Genomic DNA, 20367 nt, shown 5'->3' on the forward strand with positions numbered 1-20367 from the left:
AATGAATTCGAAATCACTTGCTTACAGCCTGCTCGTTGCGGGCATGTCGATGGGGACGGCCTGGGCCATTCGGGGCCAGTTTGGCCACGAACAGGGTGCGGCCTGGGCCGGAAGCATTGGCGCGGTGGCGGTTTTGCTCGTGGCCAAACGGGGCGACTGGTACGCCCGGCTGTTTCAGGTGGCGCTGGCGGGTGCGATTGGCTGGGGCATTGGCGGCATCATGAGCTACGGCATTGTGGTGGGCTACGGCCGGGGCATCGACTTTGTGAACGTCTATTATGGGTTGGTGATGCTGTTCGTGATCGGCGGGCTATACGGTTTTATTGGGGGCGGACTGGTCGGCCTGGCGCTGGCCGATTCGGCCCGAAACCGGGTGCGCTGGCACCAGCTCATTGTGGAAATGGTGGCCGGGGCGGTGATCGTTTACTTTTTGCTGATTGAGGAGTGGAGCTGGCTGATGACGCCACCCCGCTCGGAAATGTGGGCGGCCTGTCTGGGCATGGCGCTTGCGCTGACCTGGTTTCTGTACCGAACGGAGCAGTATTCGGCCCTGCGCGTGGCGGTTTTTGCGGGCTTAGGGGGCGGGTTTGGTTTTGCATTCGGCAATTTTTTGCAGGTGATGGGCCATGTTTCCGGCCTTAAATTCAATTTCTGGAACGTGATGGAGTATTCCCTCGGCTTTTTTGGGGGCGCCGGAATGGCCTACGGAACCTTCACGTCGGCCTGGAAACCGGCGGAAGAAGCCCCGAAGCGAAGCCGCATCGGGTTTCCGCTGCTGATGGTGGCGCTGTTCATTCCGTTTGTGGTCTGGGATCAAACCTTTGAACTGAAACGACTCGAAGAAACGTATTCCAAAATCAGCTCGGGCGATGTAGCGGGATTGATCGGGACGGTTCGGCTGGTGGCGCTGGCCGCCATTCTGATCACCAGCGCGATCTGGTTCCGCCAGTATTACGGGCGGAAGTCGGCGGGGCTGATTCAGTACGATTATAACGATGTCCGGACGTTTTTTACCGGCCATTTTGCCTTATACACGGCTTTGAGCTTTCTGATTACTGGTGCGTTTATGAGCACGTACCGGGTTGAGCAGTACCTCTACGTTGGCAATCTGCTGGTTGTTTCGCTGCTGATCGGAAAAGCAAAACCGGGTTTTGCCCAGCGGGGACTGTATGCGGGGCGGTGGGCGATGGGCTTCGCGGTGGTGCTCGCTTTTATCGCCCTCATAACGCTGATTGCTATTCATTCGCACGGCGAGTTAAAAGGCATGAACCGGCGGTTTGAATGAAAGTCCTGCAAGCTAGGCTTTCAGTTCGCGGGGCAGATACCCGAATTTTTTCTTGAAGGCGACCGTAAAATGCTGGTGGTTTTTGTACCCGATCAGGTTGGAAACTTCGGCAATCGTCTCAAACGAACCCGTTAAAATCAACGCTTTCGCCTGTTCCATCCGGCAGTCGGTCAGGTAACCGAAAACTGTGGTGTGGAACAGGGCTTTGAAACCTTCCTGCAATTTGGTGCGGTTCAGCCCGACCATGCGCGACAATTGTTCAATGGAGTACGGCGTCGTCAGGTTCTGGCTCAGGAGGTCTTTCACCTCGTGGAGTTTATCAACTTCGGTTTTTTTCAGGCTCGGCGGGGCGGTTTTTTCGTTCGTGATCTGGTCGATTTGCAGCGTCAGCAATTCGCAGACCTTGGCCTCCAGGTAGATGCGCTTCAGGATGCCGACGTAGGGACAATCCCGCAGATCGGTTAAGACTTCTTTCATCCGGGCCGTAATCGGGTAACTGCGGTCGCCCAGCAAACCCGGCCGGTTCTTCTCAATAAGGGTTCCGAACGGACCCAGCTGCTCCAGATCCTGATTAAACAGACGACGCAGGAAATCCAGTGATAGTTCAATTTCAACGCTGGAAGCCAGGGGCGTTTCCAGGTAGGTCAGATTGCCTTTCAGCGCGGGGTAAAAGAGCAGCGAATGACGACCGGTCCGAATGTTCGTATCCGGCTCATACCGGGCGCTGGGCAAATAAACACAGCCGCCGGTAGTTAGTTCGAAATGCATCTGTAAATACGGAAAGTCGCTCTCAATGTGTTGAGTGAAAGCCTGTTCGTGCTTCACCTGAAATAGGGAAATAAACAGTCCGTTGAGGTGAATCCGCTGTGATCGGGAATAAATACCTTTGTAATTGAATTCTCCCCGGTATTCGCTCAGGCCAATCTCGTTTGGAACCAAATAGCCGTCCGTGTATTCTCGAACGTGCTGGATTTCTTCAAGGTCCTCCGATTTAAATACAATTTTCATGGAATTTCTGCTTCTCGCGTCATTAATACTGCATACGACGTTAGTTCTGACCCGAGCGAAACGGCTACATTTGCTGGCTATTAAGAATTAGTCTTAATAATCAAAAGTAATGATCCTTATCGTATTGACCCACAATGAGTAAAAGATTTTTGATTTTATTTCTTTTGTTCATTGCCCGGATCGCCCACTCTCAAAGTCCCGCAACGCGCTGGACCGGCTCGGTCAAAACCGAAAAAGGCGACCCGTTGGCGGGTGCCACGGTGAACCTGATCGAACTGAAAAAGTATACGACCACCCGCGCCGACGGTTCGTTCGAACTGGCGGCAATTCCCGAAGGCATTCATCCCATTCAGGTGACCCATGTCGGTTATAAAACCGTCGTGAAATCCATCAATTCGCTGGGGCAGAAGCGGGTGCGCCTGACGGTGGTTATGGAGGAGGACGCCAGCGAACTGGCGGAAGTGCAGGTTCGGGGCAAGTCCGAAACGCAGCAGGCCAAAGAACTTCCCATCAAGGCCGAAGTAATCAATACGAAAGTTGTTCAGGAACAGCCGTCTACGCTCGTTGAGTTGATGAATCGCTCGGCCGGAATCCGCATCCGGCAAACCGGCGGATTAGGCTCTAACGCGGGACTGATGATGAACGGTTTTCAGGACCGGGCCATCAAGAACTTCAAGGATGGCATTCCGCTGGATTACCTCGGCGCGGGCTACAACATTGCGCTGGTGCCGGTCAATATGCTCGAACGGGTGGAGGTCTACAAGGGCGTGTTGCCCACCGGCTTAGGCGCCGATGCCCTGGGCGGAGCCGTTAACATGGTGACCAAAAAATCGCTCTACCGCTACGCCGAAGCCTCCTACGAAATTGCGTCGTTCAACACCCACCGGGCTTCGCTGAATATGTTGTATTCGGATACCACCCGGAAATTTTTCGTGGGTGCCGATGCCTTTGTTAACCGCTCCGACAACAACTACAAAGTCAAGGTGACGGTCACCGATCTGGAAACCGCAGCCCGCAGCAACGCGACGGTGCGCTTGTTCCACAACCAATTCACGAATTACTACGCCGAAGCCTACGGCGGTATTGCCAACACGCGCTGGGCCGACGAATTGCGGCTGGGGGTCACCTGGTTCCGGATCGACCGGCAAAACCAGTACGGCTCGACGATGGCGCAACCCTTTGGCGCATCGCTGAGCCAGCAGCATTCGCTGATTCCGACGTTGCGGTACCGCAAGGCGTTCCGGAAACTGAGTCTCGACCAGTTTCTGACCACCAGCACCATCCACGTCCAGCAGATCGACACGGCGCGGGGTGTTTACGACTGGTACGGCAACTTCAGGCCGAGTCCGTCGCGCACGGGTGAAACTTCGACGCGCGGTTCGCTGGCCGCAATTGCCTTTTCCTATTTTACCTCCCGCACCAACCTGGGCTACCAGCTTAACGATCACAACAAGCTGGAACTGAATGTCGTATCGACCAGGGCGGTTCGCAACGGGCGTGACCCGCTGGGGCTGACTTTCAAAAACGGTATGGACATTCTGGCCCCAACTGCGCACTACTACAAACTGATCACGGCGCTCGGGCTGGAATCAAAAGGGTTCGATGAAAAACTAGTTAACAATCTGATTGTCAAATTTTATCATTCCCGCGTTGATGCGGTCGATACGGATTATATCGGCACCGAACTACCGCGTTTGCAAACCGCCAACCGCTGGGGAATTGCCGAAGCGGCCAAAGTTTCACTGGGCGCCAACACCTTTGTCCGGGCGTCGGCGGAGGTGGCCACCCGGCTGCCGGAGCAGGACGAATTGTTCGGGGACGGCAATTTTCACCGCTCCAATTTTGAGCTGAAACCGGAGCGTAGCACCAATTTCAACGCCGGTTTTCGGACCGAAAAACCGGGTCGGTACAGTTTCGAGCTAAACACCTTTTACCGGATCACCCGCGACCTGATTTTGCGCGTACCGGTGGATATTTTCTTTACCCAGAATCAGAATGTAAACAACGTCCGCGGGCTGGGCCTGGAAGCCGATGCCGGGTGGTCGCTGACGCGCTGGCTGCGGGCCAACGGCAATTTTACCTGGCAGAACTTTCGGCTGTACGATACCGGAAACCGGGTGACGGAAGGTGCGCGCCTGCGAAATACGCCTTACTTTTTTGCCAACCTGGGGCTGAATGCCACGCTGCCGCACCTGTTTGCGGGTCGCGACCGGCTGAGCGTCTACTACTATTTCATGTTCGTCCGCGAATACTACCTGGATTACATTCCGAAAGCACTGGAACCGGCGGGTTTTCTGGGCTTGTGGGGCCGGGCCCGGTTCGACGCGCCGAACATCATTCCGAATCAGCAATTGCATTCGCTGGGCTTCACCTACCAGCCGGTCAATGAGCGGTTTTCGGTCGGTTTGCAGGCCAAGAATCTTTTCGACAGTCCGGTTTTTGACAATTTCAGGATTCAGAACGCGGGCCGGAGTTTGCACCTGAAAGTCAATTACATCCTGAAATAACGTTTCAATTTTTACCCAAATCCCATGAAGAACGCACTCACCCGATTTGCTCTGTCCTGCCTGGCGCTGGCCGCTCTGGCGGGCTGTTCAACCAGTTCCACCGACGATTCGCCCACCCCGACCGACAAGGCCAAATACGTGCTGATGACCGATGTCGTGCAGTTCGAGCCGCCGGGTTACCTGACGGCTTTCAACGGAATGCCCGCCGGAACGGTCAACGATATCCAGGCGAAATCCCTGCAACTTTCGATGTCGTTCGGCTTCCGGACCTTCGGCAAATGGGTTTTTAACCGGACCAGTGTCGCGGGTGAAGAAGGGCTCCAGAAGTTTACGGTGGCCGACGACGGCAGCATCAAAGACGCCGGTTTTATTGCCGGATCAACGCAGTTTCTGGTGGTGTCCGAAACCAGCGGTTATTACCTCGACGAAACCCGGGGCACGCTGAAACTGCAAAAATTCAACCCGACCACCATGCAGCGGACCGGCGAAATCGACCTGTCGTCGCTGCAAAAAGCGGGCGTGGAATACCAGGTCATCGGCAAGCACACGCTGGCGGCCAAAGAAGGGAAACTCTACGCGGGCATCACGTACGGCACCAAAGCGCTGCAGGGCTTCGGCGACGATCTGTACAATTATGTCGAGTTCGCCGTCATTGACATGGCGACCGACAAGCTGGACAAGACGATCAAATACGACGGGCAGCGGGGCGTTGGCTGGGGGTCGTCCGGCAACAAAATGTGGTCGATGGGCGACGACGGCGCCCTGTATCTGTACAGCTCCGGTTTGACCGACGGTTTTACGAACCCGGCCGTGCTCCGGATCAAAAAAGGAGAGACGGATTTTGACCGCACCTGGAAACTGAAAGGAACGGATTTTCAGACGTCGATGGCCATCTCAACCGCGCTGGTAAAAGGCGGGAAAATCTACATCGAAGTGCCGACCGAGCCGCTGAAACCGGATTTCAGCAACTTGCAGTCCATTATTTGGGAGTATTACGTGGTTGACATGGCCACGATGCAGAAGACCAAAATCGAGGGCATGCCGCTGCACCATTACAGCTTCGCCAACGAGCAGGCCATCACCGAGATTGACGGCAAAATTTACTTCTGGGTAAAGAATAAAACCCAGAAAATTGACGGCTATTACGTGCTGGATGGCACCAAAGCCACGCAGGTGTTCAACAATCCCCACGACGGTTTTACGTGGGGATTTGCCAAATTACAATAAACTCAACCCCATCACTTGATCGCCATGAGCACGACCCAAAGTGTCAAAACCTGGTTTCAGGTTCACAAGTGGACCAGCCTGATCTGCACGGTTTTTCTGCTGATGCTCTGCCTGACGGGGCTGCCGCTGATCTTCCACGAGGAGATTGAGGAACTGGAAGGCAAGCAGCTGGCCCCCGCCATGCCCGCCAATACGCCCAAAGCCAGCCTGGACCAGTTAGTCGAAACCGGTTTGAAAGCCAACCCCAGCAAAGTGATCCGGTTTTTATACTGGGATGAGCACCAGCCGAACACGGTGGCGCTGAGCCTGTCGGATTCCATCGATGCCCCGCCGGATAACTTCAAAACCGTCATTCTCGACGAGCGGACGGCGAAGGTGCTGGAAGAACCGAACTACCAGGAAGGCTTTATGTATGTGATGCTGCAACTGCACGTCGATATGTTCATGGGCATCGGTGGCAAGCTGTTTCTGGGTTTGATGGGGCTGTTGTTTATCGTCGCCATCGTTTCCGGTTTGATGCTCTACGGCCCGATCATGAAGCGGTTTGATTTCGGGATGATCCGGACCGAAAAATCCACGCGCCTGAAGTGGCTCGATCTGCACAATCTGCTCGGCGTGGTAACGATTGCCTGGGCCACGGTGGTCGGTTTTACGGGCGTCATCAACACCTTGTCGGAGGTGGTGCTCGGCTTGTGGCAGATCGGCCAGCTTTCCGAAATGACGGCCCCCTACAAAGAGGTCCCTCCGCTGACGGGCAAGCTCGGTTCGCTCGATCAGGCGTTTGCGGTGGCCCGGAAAGCCGATCCGGGCATGGAACCGTACCTGGCGGCTTATCCGGGTACGGGCTTCAGCAGCAAACACCATTACGCCATTTTTGTCAAGGGCAAAACACCCCTGACGGAGCGCCTGGTCCGGCCCGCGCTGGTGGATGCCAAAACCGGGCAGTTGACCGACATGCGTGAGATGCCCTGGTACGTCAACGCGCTGTTTATCTCGCAGCCGCTGCATTTTGGCGATTACGGCGGACTGCCCCTGAAAATCATCTGGGCGGTTTTTGACCTCATCACCATTGTGGTGCTCGGCAGCGGCTTGTATCTCTGGTTTGCGCGCAACAAAGCCACGAAAGCAAAGATCGAGCGGATGGAAAAAACCGGTCGGGCCAAAAACGGCCAGAACGTGGAGGAATCCGAAATTTTAACGCTCAGCGAGCAGAAAGGAGCCGGGTATGAATCGTAACTTCTGGCACGTCTGGAGTGTTCCGCTGGTACTGGGCGGGCTGAGCCTGATTGGCCTGATTGCCGCCCTGGTGGGTGACGGTTTCATGGATTTGCTGTCGTGGCTGACGCTGGGCATTCCGCTGGCGGTGATCGCCCGGTTTGTCTACCGGCCCCGGGTCCGACGCCGGTAGCTTGGGCGGTTTTTGCGGAGCGATTTTCAAGCCGAATTTTCTGAGTCGGTTGGCATTTTTGGCTCTATATTTGCCGCGAACACGGAGTAGATCGTATTCGGTTTGAAAGTCGTTAGCGCAACGTTATACAAACTTATTGGCAGTCCGGATGAGTTCACGCTCGAAGGGCGTATTTTTCACGGCATTTGTCTGGTAACCATCCTGGTGATGGGCTACAATGTGGTGTTCAGCTTTGCGTTCGGTCTGCCCGAAACGGGCTGGATTTGCCTGGCGCTTTTTCTCACCGGTTTTTACATTTTTTACCTGACCCGGCTCCGCAACCGCTTCGTGCCCGCCCTGACGCTGGCCGGTTTTGGCGTTACGGCGCTGTTTGCCGTCAACTATTTCTACTGCGCGGGCATGGTGGGCTCGTCGCTGCTCGGTTTTATCACGACCCTGTTTTTACTCCTGATTGCCGGGCCGACCCGGCACGCGTTGTTGTGGGTTGCCCTGAACGTGCTGGTCGTGCTGGGGCTGCTGACGGCCGAATACCTGCATCCGGATTTAGTTGTTGAAGGCTACCCAAGCCGGCTGACGCACACCATCGATCTGGCCTCTACTTACCTGATTACCGTCTTTTTCCTGTATTTCGGCACCCGGTTTTTTACCGGAACCTACAAAGTGGAGCAAAAGCGGGTGGAAGAACGCTCGGTGGTGCTGGAGCGGCTGAACGAGGAAAAAGACAAGCTGTTTTCCATTGTTTCCCACGATTTGCGCTCCCCCCTGGCGTCGGTTCAGCAATACCTGGAGATCCTGAAGGAAGTTGATCTGAATGCGGCCGAACGGAAAAAGATTGAATCCGAATTGCTGAATGGCATCAATTACACCCAGGATATGCTGTTCAACCTGCTGTCGTGGTCAACCAACCAGATGAAAGGGACCACGGTTTCGCTCAAACCGGCGAACGTTTCCGAGTTAGTCCAGCCCATCATCGAAATCTACAGACCGCTGGCTTCCAAAAAAGAAATTCAACTGGCCTTTCAGACCGATCTGGCGCTGCCGGTGCTGGCCGATGCCGCGATGCTTCAATTGATTGTCCGGAACCTGATCGGAAATGCCATCAAGTTTACGGCCCCCGGCGGTTTGGTGATGGTGGAAGTGCAGTCGGCGGGGAAAAATGGGCTGATCTCCGTCACGGATACCGGCGAGGGCATTCGGGACGAAGACAAAAACCAGGTATTTTCGCTAAAGGCCCAGCCGACGTATGGAACGAACCAGGAAAAAGGAGTGGGGCTCGGGCTGTTTCTCTGCAAGGAATACGCCGAAGCCCAGCACGGCACCATCTGGTTTGAAAGCGCGCCGGGGATGGGAACGACCTTCTTTCTGGAGTTGCCGCTGACCGTCTGAGCCGCTTCCCCGCCCGGATCACAAAAGGTAAAAGATGCTGTAGGTCATGCCGGCATTGAACCCCGCGTGGCAGCTAATGGCCCCCAGAATTGATCCGGATTGGCAGCGACACTGAAAAAATAACCGGCTTACCCCGTACATGCCGGCCACCCACAACACCGCGGGAACCGGCAGGAAAGTCCATTCGCCCGCCAGATAAACCAATCCGAAATGCGAGATGTGGGTGAGGGCAAAGGCCAGACTGTCGATGATCGATGCTTTGGTGTCGCCCAGGGTGGTGGCCAGACTCGAGTGAACAATTCCCCGAAAGAACAACTCTTCCCCAACGGGACTAAAAAGCATGCCCGTTGCGGCAAAAATGGAAAAATAGATCAGCTTGTCTTCCGGGCTGATCGGATTCGGTATCTGGTAGGTTCTGCCGATGTAGGTGTACCAGTTGTCGGAGGTGTTTGCGTAAAGCCCGTACCCTAAAAAATACAGCAGCAGGCTGCCGGCGATCCCGATCAGAAACGAATAAAAGAGCCAGGAAAACCGCTTCGGTTTCGTGATTCCGCTTATTTTTCGGCCGGATTTGGTGAGAAAAAGAAAGGGAAGCAGCGCCGAAACGACCATGATCAGGGAAAGCGACTGGTAACTGCCGGTCTGGTTGGCGCGGAGAACAACCAGAAACCGCGGAACGCAAACGAGCAGGAGCAGCACGAGTCCAAACGTTTGATCGAATTGAAAAAAACGATTCCAAAACGGTTTAAGGGCGGTTTTCATTCCGGTTGGGGAGGGTTTTGGTTTCTCTGGTCACGCAGTTCGTCGGTCGGTGCCGGTTGGCTAACCGATGGATGACGCAATCGGGAGGGCTGCTTCATGGTTTCTCTAATGCCTCCTGAACCCGGTCCACGAAATCCGTCTGAATGACGTCCACGCCCATCTGGGCGGCTTTCCGGTACTGTTCGGCGTTCTCAAAAAAGCCCAGCGCATCCGAAAAGACCCGAATGCCGCGGGCGTGAATTTGCCGGACCAGTTCGGGAGTAAGCGACGACCACCTTACGTCAAAGGCGTAGGGGTGCAAGTTCTGAATTTTGTCCATCATTTCATCGGCGCTTCGCAGCGAAGGCATGCACTTTGTGCCCGGAAATACCCGTTTCAGCGATCCCAGAAACGCATCGGAACCGTAAAAAACCGCATCGGCCAGCAGGTCCAATTCGGCCAGTTCGTCCACCAGCGGTTGAGGCTGCACGGCTTTGCAATCCACGTAGAGCCTGACGGTCCGGGCGTGGGTTTTATTCCAGTCGCGGAGGAGCCGGCCCACCTCCTTCAAGGTCGGCACCCGCTCGGTTTCAAATTTTCCGTCATACCCTTTTCCGGCAGAAAGTTGTTTTACCTCGGCCAGCGTCCGGTTTTCCACGGGCCCCGAACCGCTGGTGGTCCGGTCGAGCTGGCCGTCGTGCAGAATCACCAGCTGGCCGTCTTTGGTCGTCCGAACATCGATTTCGAGGTAGCTGACGGGCCGTTCCAGAACCGTCCGAAACGTCGCCAGCGTGTTTTCCGGGGCCCCGAGCGATGCCCCCCGGTGGGCGGAAATCAGCGGCTGGGCCATTGCTGGAAGCTGGATAGCGGCCCACACCAGAAGGCGTAAGTACTGGTGCATCGCCCTCATTTCGTTATCGTCAGCGCATCTTTCACCCTGCCGTCTTTGTCAAAAACCGTGTAGACCAGCGTCTTGCCGTCAATTTTCAGCTGCTGGTAAAACGGGCCATTCTTGTAGCGAATCTGGGCGTAATCGGCATCGGGCCAGAACGTATGCTCGCTCGGAATCCCGATTGAAATCGTGTAAATCGTGCCCTGAGCGGGGGACGAAACCGGTTTTTGGGCGAACATCGGTTTGGTGCGCTGGTAGTAATGGACGTGGCCGCTCATCACCATATCGACGTGGTACTGATCGAACAGCTGGCACCATTCCCGGCGAATGTCGGCGTAATCCTCCTCAAAATTGTAAGGCGGAAAGTGGAAAAACGCAAACGTCCAGTCGGCTTTCGAACGGGCGAGCTGCTCCCGGATCCAGGCGGTTTGGGCTTCGACGGGGGAGGTGGCATCGATCATCAGAAAAAGTGCGTTCTGGTACGTAAAGGCGTAGGTCTGCTCCGCCGGAACGTCCGGGTTTTTCGGCCCGTTTTTCGGTAAACTAAACATCTCCTGGTACATCCACGCACCCAGACCGTCCTGACTGTCGTGGTTGCCGGGAATGGGCAGCAGCGGTTTTTGGGCGAAAATGCCACCCGAATGCTGCCAGAGTTCGTCCCATTCGTTGCGGTGCAGGCCCGTGCTGACCAGATCGCCCGCGATGGAATAAAACGCAATTTCCGGATGGCGGACCAGCGTTTGCCGCGCCATTGCTCCCCAGTCCGGCGATTTGTGCGTATCGCCGAACCAGATAAACGAAAAACCGTCCGGCGAAGCCGCCTGCGTCCGGAACGTCGCCGGTTTCGACCAGCTTCCGGTTTTGGAGCCGACCCGGTAGCCGTACGTAACGCCCGGTTTCAGCCCCGTGAGGTTCGCCGTAAACCGGTTCGCAAAGCGGTCATTCTGCAACAGACGATCTTCCATCCGGAACACCGATGCCGTGGCCGAGAGCGTATCGGTTGAACCGCTCGGCCAGTAGTGCACCCGGCCGTCCGGAACCGTGGCGGCTGTTCGCCATTGAATGTCCATCGTTTGGGTCGGATCACCGCTCCAGGTTTGCAGCAGCTGATCCGGTTTTTCGGAGGCCGGCGTGTCGGTTTTGCGAAACGCCCCGACGAGGTGCGCTTCCCGCGCCCGGCCGCGAATCGTCTGGAAAAGCGTCTGCCCGCGCAGTGATTCCGGCACTTCGGTCAGCGTCAGATCGCTCCAGTCGTGGTACGTAAACGCCCCCACCCGAACGGTATCGAGCGTCTGGTGAGCGGGAAAGAGGTTGGTAATCCTGAGGTTATCACCCGGTTTTTGCGCCCCGACGCTGATGAAATAAACCGGCCGGTGTTTGTCAAAGCCGTTGATGCCCAGCGCCACCTTGCCGGCATCGAACGGTTTTTGCCAGACTTCGTAGGTGTATTCCTCGTTTTTAACGACCAGGTCGGTTTTCCGAAAACCGCTGGATTCCAGCCAGAAGGGCGGTACTTTCTGATCCTGGTGCCGCATCAGCGAAACCAGCACCGGTTTATCCACCTCAAAGGTCAGGTACCGGGTGGCCAGGGCGGTTTTTTCGGCGTCGGTCAGAAAATTCAGCACATACGCTGGGCTGATCGTGTCGAGTTGTTCGGGTTTCAGGGTTTCGTAAAGCCGGGTGACGGCCCCGTCCATAACGGTTTTTACGCTGGCATCGGTGGCGGGGGAAGTGGTCTGGCAGGCGGAGAAACAGGAAGAAAATGCAACGAGCGCGCTGCCAAAAAGGACGGTGGGTTTCATTGGAAGGTATTCTGAATTCAAAAAAGCCGCTGCGGGAAACACTCCGGCAGCGGCTGAAAAGGGATTATTCGAATGAACTGGGTTTCAAAAAGACTTCATCGCTGTCGGTGACAAACATCCGGGTGCTTTCGGTATAGGTGCCGCCGTTCGGATCCGCGTATTTTAGGTCGATGTAAAAGGCGCGGTAGCCCGATGCCGGATACGTTTCGGAAACCTCAATTTTGCCTTTGTTTTTCATTCCCAGACTCTTGTTGGTCCAGGTTTCATTGCGGAAATCCGAATCGGTGGAATTGGCCGACCAGACAATCACATCCACCAACGCATCGGCGGTGGTGTTGACCGAAACATCGACGCCTTTTTTGGTGCTGCTGGCTTTCCAGGTGCAAACCGGATACGGTTTTTTCGCCATCGTCAGCCCGAAGAAAGCGCCCAATCCTTCAAAGGCCGATTTGCCATCGCCCAGGCTATGACCCGCGTTGGGAACGTAATGAATCAGGTTCTGGCCCGGAATGTCATCGAAGTAATTTTTGATGTTATCCACCACCCAGTATTCATCGTTCGTTCCCATAAAAATCATTTTGGGCATCGTCAGATTTTTGCGGTACATGTACGGGTCCACCATCGTACTGATCGCATTTCCGCTGGCGGTTTTTGCCGTTTGCGGAATGCCGAGTTCAACGTAATCCTCGATCTGAACGCTGTAATCCTTCCACACTTTCACCTGGTAATCCAGGCTGACCGGCATGTTTAAAATGTCGATCACCATGGGCGCAATGGCCGTGACGCGCTTGTCGTTGGCCCCGGTGAGCCAGGTCGTCCAGCCGCGTTTGGAAGCCCCCGAAACCACAAACCGGCTGAGGTCGTGTTTGAGGGTTTGTTTCGCAAATTCCTGGGTCGCGTCCATCGCCCGCACCGCACTTTTCACCATCGGAAACAGCAGCGGCCACGAATAATCGCCGTCTTTTTTGAAATTATGGAGCGTAAACGAAATCAGGGCGTCTTCCGTCAGGTTGTCGTAAAACGGCTGGTTGGGCGTTTGCCGCAGCAGGGTAACGATGGCCTTGTTCTTAACGGCAATGCCGGCCAGCCCCTGCACCACTTTGTCTTCCCGGCCTTTGGTGTTCCAGTTGGGTTGTTCGCTTTTGTTGGAACCGCCGGTGATGAACAGCAACGCGCCGTCGTGTTTGTTTTCCTGCGGAACCAAAACCGTCAGTTGGTGCCGCCAGGTGTGTTCGCGCCATTTCTGCGAGGTAAGCAGCAGGTTATAGGCTTTGACGCCATCCATCTCGAACGAATCTTTCAGTTCCCACTGAAAGGTTTTGTCGCCGTTATTCAGATAACTTTGCAGCGCATTCTCCGGCGTAACGGGTTCCTGGTTGAGGACGTTAAACGAAAAAAAAGACAGAATTAAAACCGGCAGGAGTGGAATGAACAATCGCTTCATTGGACTATTGGGTTTTGGTTATTGAAGGATTACTTAAAGAAAAAACCGGCTTTCAGGGTTCCGGTTTGGGACTTTCCGCAACGAGTTTTAACGCCTGGTCGATGTAAATTTCGCCGGTCATCTCACCGAGGCTGGTCCGGCTGATGTACTCGTACCGCTTGAAACTGTTAAAATCGACTTTCGTCAGCATATAGCCGAACGCATCGTTGGTCAGGCCGAACAGAAACGGGAATTGGGTGTTCATGTGCCGCTTCACGTAATACCCGATGTTCGGCAGGGCTTCGCCCGGAATGGTCAGCACCTGCGCCGGGCCGATGTTCAAAAGATTCACCTGCGCCTTCACCCGGTCGGTCCCGGAAACCTGATAGCCAAGCGGGGATTTTTTGATGATGTATTTCATCTGGTCCGATTCAATCGGGAACTCAACCTGGCGGGTGGCACAAAAGATTGACGGGTTTTGCAGAACCGGGGCCGCGCCGACAATCCGGAGGGCTTCCTCGCCCAGCAGCTCGCCAATCCGGATGCATTCTTCCCAGGTGTTGGCTTCGGTGCCGCCTTCGCGCCGAACGTCCGCCGTCACCATGCCGCCCTGCGCGCCGTTCATGAAAAGCGCCATACCCCCGGTTTTGGACTCGATTTTGTCGTATAGGGGCCCGCACAAATCCGGACTCAAAATCCCGCGTCCCGACCCGATGACTTCCGGATGAATGGCGTAGTTGACGAGCGTGGCAATTGGTTTCCCCGCCGTTGAAAGCGCCTGAATTACCCCGCAACGCGGGTCATACAAGTCATCGGCGTAGTAGTTGAACGCAATTTTGCCTTTGGCTTCCCCGACGGCCACTTTCAGCTGGGCCGGCTGGAGCTTCGTCACGGCTTCCTCCACGGCTTCGGCCAGTTGCTTTACGCACGAATCCAGGTAGGGCAGGTCGGCCAGGGCTTTGCCCGACTGATCCGGAAAACCGTAGGCATCGGGGCCGCTGTGCGTGTGGGTCGCGCCAATCAGCACGTTTTCGCCGGGAATGCTTTTGATCAATGCCCGGGATTTGTTGCCCAAAACCGACGGCCAGCCCAAATTATCCACGCTGACAATGGCGATGCGGTTTTTTCCTTTTTCCAGCACCAACGCCCGGATGAACAGATCGCCCTTTTTCTCCGTCGCCTTTTTGGGCGTCCCGATCCCACCCGAAATGGGCAGCAGCGGATTGGGCGTAATGACCCGCATGGCCGCGCCCGCCCGGAATTGCTGGGCGTGGGCGGATACGGTAAGTATGATCAGGATGAGCGGGAAAAACGTTTTTTTCACGGTTAGAAAACGGATGGAGACCAGGAACTGCTGAATGTAAATTGGTGAATTTTCAAGGTGAAATGATGAACGCTTAATGCAACAGTGAAGGCTACTGGAAACCCTTTTGCATTCAGCATTTTACATTCTACATTTACTATTCTACATCCAGCATCCCCTTTTTTATTTCGATCTGTTAGCCGGTCAGGACTATTTTACCACGGCTTTCCGGTTCCCTGCAACACCCACGGTTTCGACCAGGGGCTGTTTTTGCCGTCGGCTTCCGAATAGGTCGTCAGTTCCAGGCGGTTGAGGGCTGCGTCGGCGTTGGCTTTGTTCAGGTTGCGCTCATCGAGCATGTAAAAAAACCGTACCGGCAGCACTTTCCGTTTGGCGTTCGGACCGGCTTTGAGTTCCGGAAAACCGGTCCGGCGGTAATCGAACCAGGCTTCGGTGGCGGCTGTCCAGCTGGCAATCCATTTCTGCTCGATGATCTGCTTTTGGGTGCCGTTGTAAGCCACGTTTTTCTGGGCCATGTAACCAGCGTAGGCCCCGCTGACGCCCCAGGTTTCCAGCGAGGTTTTAATCCCGGCTTCGTAGCGGGCTTTGGCGTCTCCGGCGGCCCAGCCTTTCTGCGCGGCTTCGGCCAGAATGAAGTTTACTTCCGACGCCGACATCAGCCGGGCTTTCAGCAAGGGACCTTTGGCCTGCCGGTAAATGTCGTTGAGCCACGAAACGTGGGGGTTTTTAGCGGCCTGCTCGCCCGTGTTGCTGAGGTTGTAGGTCGAGCCGCCCACAATGCCGATGGGCAATCCCACGTAATTTGGATCGGTGTTGACGTCTTTGCCCACCACCATGTCGGGCGAAAGCAGCCGTTTGCCGTCCACTAGTTTGTCGGTTTTGGCCGGCAGCGTCGCGTCGACCACCAGCGGAATCTGAACTTTGTTCGCCCAGACCGCCAACCGCGGATCGCTGACCGCCAGCAGGGCTTTCACGAAGGGGTCGGCCATTTTCAACCGGCGGTAATTGCTTTCACTGGCGTCGTAGGTGGTGTTGGCGGGCCAGGAATCGTCGTTGCTGTTGCCCGCAAACGGCATGGCGGCATCGTCGGCCGATGCGGTGATGATCGGATACTGGGCGGCATTGGCGACAATTTTCTCAATACCGGTTTTGGCCACATCCGGTTTTTTCGACGAAAGCCGCATGTAATACCGCAGGGCCAGCGAGTTCGCCAGTTTCCGCCATTTGGCCGGGTCGCCTTTGTAATACACATCGGCCGCGTCGGCGCTGCTGTTGTAGGCGGCTTTGGCCTTGGACAGGAGGGTATTGGCTTTTTCCAGGTCGGCCAGAATACCGGTGTAAATGGCTTCCTGCGTATCAAAAACCGGGAAGGTGTTCTCGGACCCGCCCACTTCGCCTTTGAGCGCCTGGCTGTAGGGCGCATCCCCCCAGATGTCGGTGATCAGGCCGAACAGCATGGATTTCATGACCAGCGCAATGCCCTGGTGCAGCTCAAAGTTCAGCGCCACGGCGCGATCATAAACGTACTGGTTGTTGCGCAGAATGTCGTAATAACCGCTCCAGCTCTGGCTGCCGCCCCAGTCGTAATCGTTGTGCCCGCCACTCCAGCCGTCTTTCTGGGTGTGCTGCATCACGCCCGCAACGTCCTGGTAGCCCAGGTTGACGAAAGCTTTGCCGGTTTCGGTCAATACGGTCGAAAGGACTAAATTGGGGTGAGCCGTCGAAGGGTTCACGCCGTTGGGGTTCACGTTCAGGTCGGTCAGATCCTTGCAGGAAAAAACCGTCAGCGAGAACAGCACCACGAGACCTATGAATTTTTTAGTGATCAGTTTCATGAGAAAAAAGAAGATCAATTAAAACGTTAAACCCAGCCGAAAGCCCACCGGAATCACCCAGGGCGTTACATTATACCGCTCGATGCCTTGTTTGAACTGGATCCCGGAGCCCTGCAAACCCGATTCTAGTTGAAACGCCATTTCGGGGTCAATACCGATTTTGGCCGCCGTCCAGAGAATGATATTCCGGCTGTAAACCGCCACATTCGCGTTTTGCAACCCAATGCGTTTCACCAGATTCTGCGGCAGGTCATAGCCGAGCGAAACCTCCCGCAGTTTCAGAAACGACGCATCGAACAGCATCGCCCGCGAGAACGACCAGGACGTAGAACCCGCCATTGGCAGCGTCAGGGTACCGGGGCCACCGAGGTTTTCCTTGTAACCGGTCGGATTTCCGTTTTCGTCGTAACCCGTGGCAAGCACGCCCGGAATAAACACCCCGCCGTGGGGCAGCGTATAGGGGCCGTATTTAAACGGATAGCCGTTGTATTCGGGCGTGGGGCCACCCACCAGCGGGAAGTTATTGCCGTTGATCAGAATCATTTTGTCCTGATTGGCCACCAGATAATTCCGCAAGTCCTCGCCCGTCAGGCCATTTGGATTGATGAGTTTGTCCAGAAACAATTGTGACCGACCGTCTTCTTCACCGTAGCGGTAGGTTTGCGAAACAAAATCCCCGCCGTTCCGCCAGTCAAACGTCATGTTCAGGCTGAAGCTGCGGTAGGTCAGCGAGGTTTGCATTCCCAGCAAAAACCGGGGGTTAAAATTCCCGATCTTGTTGCGGGTGTTGATGGCGTCGATGGCCTGCCATTTTCCGGTTTGGTCCAGAATCGGATACCCGTAGTAGGGCGAATTCTTGTCCTCGACGGTCACGACTTTGGCATCGTAAATATCCCCGATCTCGTCACCCTTGTACGTCCAGGCACCGCCTTTGGCGTCGGTCCAGAGCGTGAAATAGGGGAGGTCGTCGGAGAGTTCCTGGATGGTCGTGCGGTTGCGGGTCAGGTTGGCGTTAAGGTCCAGCCGCCAGCCGTTTTTCTCGATGGGCGTACCGCCGAGCGTTAGCTCAATGCCTTTGCTGACGAGCAAACCGGCGTTGATGTTTTTGGTGGTGTATCCCGACGAGGGCGGCAGTTTGGTGCTCAGAATCTGGTTGCGGTTTTCCGAAACGTAATAAGTGGCGCTGGCCCGCAGGCGGTTTCGGAACAGGTTCAGGTCAACGCCAAATTCCGTGGAGGTGGCGATTTCCGGCTTCAGGTCCGAGAGCAGCAGCGTTCCGGGGACGTTCAGCCGGGGAATCCCGTCCCAGGTTCCGGCATTGTTCAGCGTACTCAGCAGCATGTACGGGTTGGCGTCGTTCCCGACCTGGGCAATTCCGCCCCGCAGTTTTAGCAGGCTGATGGTGTTTGAAACCGGCAGGATTTCGTTCAACAGCACACTGAGCGAGGCCGAAGGGTAGAAGTAGGAGCGGTTGCTGGCCGGCAGGGTGCTCGACCAGTCGTTACGGGCCGTCAGATCCAGGTACACCATGTCCTTGAAGCTCAGGTTTGCCAGACCGTACAGGCTGTAAATGCCGCGCTGGAATTTCGAGCTGCTGTAATCGAGGTTGGCCGGGGCGATGTTCTGAATCGTATACACGCCCGGCACAATCAGCCCGGTTCCGTTGCGGGTGGCATTGGTGAGGTTCGAGCCGGTCTGGTAGCGGTAGTTTCCACCCGCCGAAACCGACAGCCCGAAACCGCCCAGGTCTTTGCGGTACGTCGCCAGAAAGTCGGCGTTGCTTTCGAAGGAGCCGATGTTGATCAGGCCGTACGCACCCCGCGGATCGTTGGTGTAGCTGTTGGCGATTTTGGTTTCACGTTCCTCTTTATACGTATCGAGCGAATACCGGCCCATCAGGCTAAAATCCTTGGTGATCTGCCAGTCGGCGCGCAGGTTGCCAAAGACGCGGTCGCGCGTAAAACCGTTGTTCACTTCGTAAGCCAGAAAATACGGATTGTTGAAAATGCCGTTGTAGGGAGTGCGTTGCTGCAAGCCTTCCTGACCGGGCATCCAGTAGTTTTTCAGCTCGAGCAGGTCGATGTGGGGTGAGGTGTTGTAAGCCGCCTGGAGTGGGTTGGTGCCCCGGTTTCCGGCGGGCCGGTTGTTGGAGTGGTTCCGGCTGACGTCGATGTTGGTGCTCAGCCGCAGCTTCTCGCTCAGCTTCAGCGACGTACTTAGGTTGAGAGTGTTTTTGAACAGATCCGAGTTCGGAATAATCCCCCGGTTTTGCATGTTCGAATACGAAAGCCGGTAGGTGACCTGCTCCGTGCTGTTAGCGATCGAAATGCCGTTGGTGGTGGTGATGCCGGTTTGCACGAAGTTCCGGACGTTGTTTTTGTGTGACACCAGCGGCATCGGCACCGGTTTTCCGTTGGCATCCAGCGGGCTGTTCCATTGCACTTCTTCGTAACCTTTGTCGAGGGCGGCTCCGTAGGTTGCGCCAATTTCCTCCTGAACCAGTTTGCCGAAGGGGTTGGTCAGCGGGTTTTTACTGACCGAAACCGGAATGGCCGAAAACTGGCCCGAGCCGAAGCCGGTTTGCCAGTTCAGAAATTTATACGGCTGGTCAAAAACCGTATTGGAGGTAATGTTGACCGTCAGCCGTTTCACTTTCGAGCCGCTTTTGGTCGTAATGAGCACCACGCCGTTGCCGGCCCGGGTTCCGTAAAGGGCGGCTGCACTGGGGCCTTTCAGAATGGAAATGTTCTCAATGTCGTCGGGGTTCAGGCCCGAAATGGCGTTGCCGTAATCCACCTTGTTGTCGTTCCCGACCTGGCTGACGTTGTTGAGAGTGTTGGCAATCGGTACGCCATCGACCACAAACAGCGGCTGGTTGTCGTTGCTGAGCGACTTGGCGCCCCGGATCACCATACTGACCGACGAACCGGTGGCACCGGTGGCGCTGATGTTGACCCCGGCCACTTTCCCGGCCATGCTGTTCAGCACGTTTTCCTGCACCACGCGGGTGAGGTCTTTGCCGTCAATTTTGCCGACCGAGTACCCCAGCGAGCGTTCTTCGCGTTTGATGCCCAGGGCCGTCACCACAGCTTCCTGCAGGGTTTCGGTGCTTTCGGTCATCGATACATCGATGATGTTGCGGTTGCCGACCGTCATCTCTTCGGTTTTGTAGCCGATATAGGAATAAATGAGGACCGGATTGGCGCCACTGACGTCGAGGGCGTACCGCCCGTTATTGTCGGACGTCGTACCGGTGGTGGTGCCTTTGATGAGAACATTGACTCCGGGAACGGGGGAGTTGTCGGCTCCCAGACGGATGGTGCCCGAAACCCGGCGGGCCTGTTGCGCCCAGAGCGGAGAAAGCCCCATGACGAGCAGCCATGTGGTGACAAACAAACACCGGAGCATCGGCGGAAGGATAAAGGTTCGGTTCATGGTTTTGAGGAATTGTTAAAAAAATGCCGGTAAATACCGGACAAAGATTGAGTAATCGGTAGGTAAAATTGAGTAGGCGGTTTAGGGCGAAAGC

Annotated in this window: 14 protein-coding genes; 6 read left to right on the forward strand and 8 right to left on the reverse strand. The window is 55.7% G+C overall.

Features of this window, described 5'->3' with window-relative positions:
• Position 1 precedes the first annotated feature (1 nt).
• A complete protein-coding gene (locus ACYVHX_RS18065; protein ID WP_460673073.1) occupies positions 2–1285 on the forward strand; it encodes a hypothetical protein in 1284 nt (427 codons plus the stop codon).
• Between the two features lie 12 nt (positions 1286–1297).
• Here the strand turns inward: ACYVHX_RS18065 and ACYVHX_RS18070 are convergent, their stop codons facing one another.
• Entirely contained in the window at positions 1298–2293 is a 996-nt protein-coding gene (locus ACYVHX_RS18070) for a helix-turn-helix transcriptional regulator (RefSeq protein ID WP_460673074.1), read from the reverse strand.
• Between the two features lie 134 nt (positions 2294–2427).
• Between ACYVHX_RS18070 and ACYVHX_RS18075 the strand changes: the two genes are divergently transcribed.
• The 5 genes from ACYVHX_RS18075 to ACYVHX_RS18095 all read left to right on the forward strand — a co-directional run bounded on the left by ACYVHX_RS18075 (position 2428) and on the right by ACYVHX_RS18095 (position 8821).
• Positions 2428–4800, forward strand: a complete 2373-nt coding sequence (locus ACYVHX_RS18075) for a TonB-dependent receptor (protein ID WP_460673075.1) — start codon at positions 2428–2430, stop codon at positions 4798–4800.
• 24 nt (positions 4801–4824) lie between these two features.
• Positions 4825–6027 carry a hypothetical protein gene (locus tag ACYVHX_RS18080; RefSeq protein ID WP_460673076.1) on the forward strand — a complete coding sequence of 401 codons (1203 nt, stop codon included), beginning with the start codon at positions 4825–4827 and terminating at the stop codon, positions 6025–6027.
• Positions 6028–6051: 24 nt separating this feature from the next.
• Positions 6052–7263, forward strand: a complete 1212-nt coding sequence (locus ACYVHX_RS18085; RefSeq protein ID WP_460673077.1) for a PepSY-associated TM helix domain-containing protein — start codon at positions 6052–6054, stop codon at positions 7261–7263.
• Complete coding sequence (locus tag ACYVHX_RS18090; RefSeq protein WP_460673078.1) at positions 7253–7435, forward strand: hypothetical protein; 183 nt, start codon at positions 7253–7255, stop codon at positions 7433–7435. The genes ACYVHX_RS18085 and ACYVHX_RS18090 overlap by 11 nt, the downstream gene beginning before the upstream one ends.
• Positions 7436–7537: 102 nt before the next feature.
• Positions 7538–8821, forward strand: a complete 1284-nt coding sequence (locus ACYVHX_RS18095; RefSeq protein WP_460673079.1) for a sensor histidine kinase — start codon at positions 7538–7540, stop codon at positions 8819–8821.
• 18 nt (positions 8822–8839) lie between these two features.
• Here ACYVHX_RS18095 and ACYVHX_RS18100 read toward each other — a convergent pair whose 3' ends face one another.
• The 7 genes from ACYVHX_RS18100 to ACYVHX_RS18130 form a co-directional block, all read right to left on the reverse strand.
• Positions 8840–9583 carry a lysostaphin resistance A-like protein gene (locus ACYVHX_RS18100; RefSeq protein WP_460673080.1) on the reverse strand — a complete coding sequence of 248 codons (744 nt, stop codon included), beginning with the start codon at positions 9581–9583 and terminating at the stop codon, positions 8840–8842.
• 94 nt (positions 9584–9677) lie between these two features.
• Positions 9678–10463, reverse strand: coding sequence for a glycerophosphodiester phosphodiesterase (locus ACYVHX_RS18105; protein ID WP_460673081.1), 786 nt, complete (start codon positions 10461–10463; stop codon positions 9678–9680).
• Between the two features lie 5 nt (positions 10464–10468).
• A complete protein-coding gene (locus ACYVHX_RS18110) occupies positions 10469–12256 on the reverse strand; it encodes a purple acid phosphatase family protein (protein WP_460673082.1) in 1788 nt (595 codons plus the stop codon).
• Between the two features lie 64 nt (positions 12257–12320).
• On the reverse strand, positions 12321–13700 hold the full coding sequence (locus ACYVHX_RS18115; RefSeq protein ID WP_460673083.1) for a PhoPQ-activated pathogenicity-related family protein: 1380 nt from the start codon (positions 13698–13700) through the stop codon (positions 12321–12323).
• Between the two features lie 52 nt (positions 13701–13752).
• Positions 13753–15003, reverse strand: coding sequence for a hypothetical protein (locus ACYVHX_RS18120; protein ID WP_460673084.1), 1251 nt, complete (start codon positions 15001–15003; stop codon positions 13753–13755).
• A gap of 194 nt (positions 15004–15197) precedes the next feature.
• Positions 15198–16838 carry a SusD/RagB family nutrient-binding outer membrane lipoprotein gene (locus tag ACYVHX_RS18125; protein ID WP_460673085.1) on the reverse strand — a complete coding sequence of 547 codons (1641 nt, stop codon included), beginning with the start codon at positions 16836–16838 and terminating at the stop codon, positions 15198–15200.
• An 18-nt stretch (positions 16839–16856) separates the two neighbouring features.
• Positions 16857–20273 (reverse strand): SusC/RagA family TonB-linked outer membrane protein, encoded by a 3417-nt coding sequence (locus ACYVHX_RS18130; RefSeq protein WP_460673086.1) that lies wholly within the window; start codon positions 20271–20273, stop codon positions 16857–16859.
• Between the last annotated feature and the right edge of the window lie 94 nt (positions 20274–20367).

The sequence above is a fragment of the Larkinella ripae genome (genome assembly GCF_054780775.1).